General features: G+C 64.1%; 2 protein-coding genes. Both read left to right on the top strand.

Annotated elements, in window-relative coordinates; translation table 11 throughout:
- On the top strand, window positions 1-1105 hold a 1105-nt coding region (locus LB577_RS33005), incomplete at its 5' end, for a pyruvate dehydrogenase complex E1 component subunit beta (RefSeq protein ID WP_224690562.1).
- An 18-nt stretch (window positions 1106-1123) separates the two neighbouring features.
- On the top strand, window positions 1124-1494 hold a 371-nt coding region (locus LB577_RS33000; RefSeq protein WP_224690561.1), incomplete at its 3' end, for a biotin/lipoyl-containing protein.

Raw genomic sequence — 1494 nt, 5'->3', positions numbered from 1 at the left:
CGCCGCGCCCCCCACCCCGGCCGGCGAGCTGGCCGACCCTCCCCACAAGGGTAAACAAGCACCAGTCGCAGCCGCACCGAAAACGGAAATCGCCGCCGATCCCGACATTCCGGCCGGAACCGAAATGGTGTCGACCACGGTGCGCGAAGCCTTGCGCGACGCCATGGCCGAGGAAATGCGCCGCGACGGCGATGTCTTCGTCATGGGCGAGGAGGTCGCCGAATACCAGGGCGCCTACAAGATCACCCAAGGCCTGCTGCAGGAATTCGGGCCACGCCGCGTCGTCGACACGCCGATCACCGAGCATGGCTTTGCCGGCGTCGGTGTCGGCGCGGCCATGGCCGGCCTGAAGCCGATCGTCGAGTTCATGACCTTCAATTTCGCCATGCAGGCGATCGACCAGATCATCAACTCGGCCGCCAAGACGCTCTATATGTCCGGCGGCCAGATGGGAGCGCCGATCGTGTTCCGTGGTCCGAATGGTGCCGCGGCCCGCGTCGCCGCACAGCATTCGCAGTGCTACGCCGCCTGGTACAGCCACATTCCCGGCCTGAAAGTGGTGATGCCCTATACGGCCGCCGACGCCAAGGGCTTGCTGAAGGCCGCGATCCGCGACCCGAACCCGATCATCTTCCTCGAGAACGAAATCCTCTACGGCCAGTCCTTCGACGTGCCGAAGCTGGATGATTTCGTGCTGCCGATCGGCAAGGCGCGCATTCACAGGACGGGCAAGGACGTCACCATCGTCTCGTTCGGCATCGGCATGACCTATGCGGTCAAGGCGGAAGCGGAGCTGCGCGGCATGGGCATCGACGCCGAGATCATCGATCTGCGCACGATGCGCCCGCTCGACCTCGACACAATCACCGCATCGGTCAAGAAGACCAACCGGCTGGTGGTCGTGGAGGAAGGCTATCCGCAGAACTCGGTCGGCGACCATATTGCCAACCAGGTCTCGCAGCGCGCCTTCGATTTCCTCGACGCCCCGGTCATCACCATTGCCGGCAAGGATGTGCCGATGCCCTATGCGGCCAACCTCGAGAAACTGGCCTTGCCGAATGTTGGCGAGGTCATCGAGGCGGTCAAAGCCGTCGCGTATCGCTGAACCGGGCGGGAGGACAAAATGCCAATCAACATTACCATGCCGGCGCTCTCGCCCACGATGGAAGAGGGCAATCTGTCGAAGTGGCTCGTGAAGGAAGGCGACAAGGTTTCACCCGGCGATGTCATCGCCGAGATCGAGACCGACAAGGCGACGATGGAAGTCGAAGCGGTCGATGAGGGTACGGTTGCAAAGCTCGTCGTTCCAGCCGGCACCGAAGGCGTCAAGGTCAACGCGCTGATCGCCGTGCTCGCAGCCGAGGGCGAGGATGTGGGGGCGGCGGCGAAAAGCGGTGGTGCTGCGCCCAAGGCGGAAGCCGAGGAAGACAAGGCTGAGGCACCAAAGGCTGAAGCTCCCACCTCCCCCTCTGATGGGGGAGGTCGCGCCGCAGG

The organism is Mesorhizobium sp. B283B1A (genome assembly GCF_020165735.1).
GTDB classification, from domain to species: Bacteria; Pseudomonadota; Alphaproteobacteria; order Rhizobiales; family Rhizobiaceae; genus Mesorhizobium; species Mesorhizobium opportunistum.
The sequence above is the reverse complement of the archived record's forward strand: the minus strand, read 5'-3'. Positions and strand labels throughout refer to the sequence as shown.